Source organism: Streptococcus sp. 544, assembly GCF_013277385.1.
GTDB classification, from domain to species: Bacteria; Bacillota; Bacilli; order Lactobacillales; family Streptococcaceae; genus Streptococcus; species Streptococcus mitis_BA.
Genome location: NZ_VMMU01000037.1, coordinates 1 through 1,967, shown reverse-complemented (window position 1 = coordinate 1,967; position 1,967 = coordinate 1). Strand labels below are relative to the sequence as shown.

General features: G+C 34.9%; 3 protein-coding genes and 1 pseudogene. All 4 read right to left on the bottom strand.

Annotation, left to right across the window (positions count from 1 at the left end; genetic code table 11):
* Positions 1–219: 219 nt before the first annotated feature.
* Positions 220–498 carry a hypothetical protein gene (locus HT728_RS10350; RefSeq protein ID WP_173214024.1) on the bottom strand — a complete coding sequence of 93 codons (279 nt, stop codon included), beginning with the start codon at positions 496–498 and terminating at the stop codon, positions 220–222.
* A gap of 42 nt (positions 499–540) precedes the next feature.
* On the bottom strand, positions 541–954 hold the full coding sequence (locus HT728_RS10345; RefSeq protein ID WP_173214022.1) for an HD domain-containing protein: 414 nt from the start codon (positions 952–954) through the stop codon (positions 541–543).
* Positions 951–1,160, bottom strand: coding sequence for a hypothetical protein (locus tag HT728_RS10340; RefSeq protein ID WP_173214019.1), 210 nt, complete (start codon positions 1,158–1,160; stop codon positions 951–953). The genes HT728_RS10345 and HT728_RS10340 overlap by 4 nt, the downstream gene beginning before the upstream one ends.
* A gap of 1 nt (position 1,161) precedes the next feature.
* Positions 1,162–1,967: pseudogene (locus HT728_RS10335) on the bottom strand (hypothetical protein); the annotation flags it as partial.

Here is a 1,967-nt window from a genome sequence, read left to right as displayed (position 1 = left end):
TTCCATACGGTTAGGGCATAAGAAAACCGCCTCGATTTCGATGCGGTTAGGTTATTTATTTTTCAGTTGTTTCAGTTTCTTTCTGTATTCAATTCCGACTTTTAGAGTTGAAATGATTGTTGAAATCACTTCAAATAATTTAATTATTACGAACAAAATTAACGCAAAAAATATAATCCAACCTAATAAAATTGATACTAAATCCCAGATAAACATATCTTACTCCTCTACTTTTTCGTATGTTTCTTTAAAAATGTCAGGTTTGCATGGATAAAATTCACCTTGCACGCCTTTGATAATATAGTCGCCTGTTTTTGCGACCATGACACCCTCAAGTGTTTTAATCTCACACCATGCTGGATTTTTATTCCACTTGCCACTATCGTGAATGATAATCTCATTCCTTGTTACTGCGTCCCAAAACCAATCTTCTTCAATCAAACAACGTTCATTAAGTTGAACTGCCTCAATGACTACTGGTTTTTTACGGTATTTCATTTCTCGACCCTTTCTAAGCATAAGAAAAGCACTTAGATTTCTCTAGGTGCTTAAGTAATAAATTGCATTTTTATATTTTTTAACACGCTCGTAGTCTGTATTGGTAACAGATTTCAAACGTGATAAATCTGAGTTGTGTTTCAAATCTGCAAGTTTTACAACTCTTGCTAAATTATTTGATTTTACTTTCTCAAGATATTCTTGATAACTTTGACCTTTTTTCTTTGTCAAAATTTGTACTGCTGTAACAACTTCATTTGACAAACCAGACGCCAATAAATCGGCAGCAGTTACATCACTATCCTCAATCACATCATGCAAAAGAGCGACAGTTTTTTCTTGTTCAGTTTTGACTTGACTGGCCACGTAGAGAGGATGCTGTATGTAATCAACACCCGCTTTATCCACCTGCCCTGTATGTGCTTTTTTAGCAATAGCTAAAGCAATATCAATCATGCCACTACCATCCTACCAATATAAGCAAATGCATCCTTTTCTGAAATTTCTTCGAAATCCGTGAAGTCATTGAAAAAGATTTTATTAAACCAGTCAATGCTATCAATCCACTTTTTTTCAATGTCAAAAACTTGCATGACACCATCGATTAAACGAAGTACTTGAGGATTGTTCGTTGTTGTGTGGTAGTATTTAATATCTTTCATATCACTTCACCCTCTCTATGTTTTTAGGAATCTCAAGTTCATTACTTAAATCAAGCATTTCTTTGAATAAGTTCATGCGTTCTAGATCAGATGTATTCGTATCACGATACATCTCATAGAGTTCATGTAATGAACCATTTTTTAAGTCGAAACTTTCCTGAGTATGATACTGCATTTCAAAGTTGATACCATCTTTTTCAACGACTGTATTCACACCTTTATATGGTCCATCTATTAGCCAAGTGTTTTTTACTTTTACAATTTTATAACCTTCTGCGATGAGCTTCTGTTTCATCTTCAAATACTCTTCTGCAAAAGTATCGTAATCGAAAATAGTTGTGTACCTTAAGGCGTCGTTAATCTTACTCACAGCTTTTGACAAACTTATATTTTCAACTAGGCTATCTGCAATAATTTTACGTGATAATGACTCAACTGTTTTCTTCCTAAATTCAAGACCGGCTAGTTTATTTCCCCCAGCAATACGTTGCATATCGCTTGTAATTTTCGGCTCGGCTTTCGAAATCTTGGACAATAATTGCTCACTATAAAATTTCGCTTTAGTTTCCCTTGTATCTTGATTATACACCTTTTCTCTGTCTTTCGCAAACAGTTTTTCTTTAACTGCTTCCCCTTCACGCTCCCAACCTGCAAAGATTTCATCCAGAGAGCGTTTCTCTTTTGCCATTTTTACAGGTGCATTATTTAGCAATATATCGAGATACGGACTAATTTGTTCTGCTTCTTCAGCTCTATCAGCCTTATCAGTCTTGCCTTTCTTATCAGATTTGACTGCAGGTCTGATAG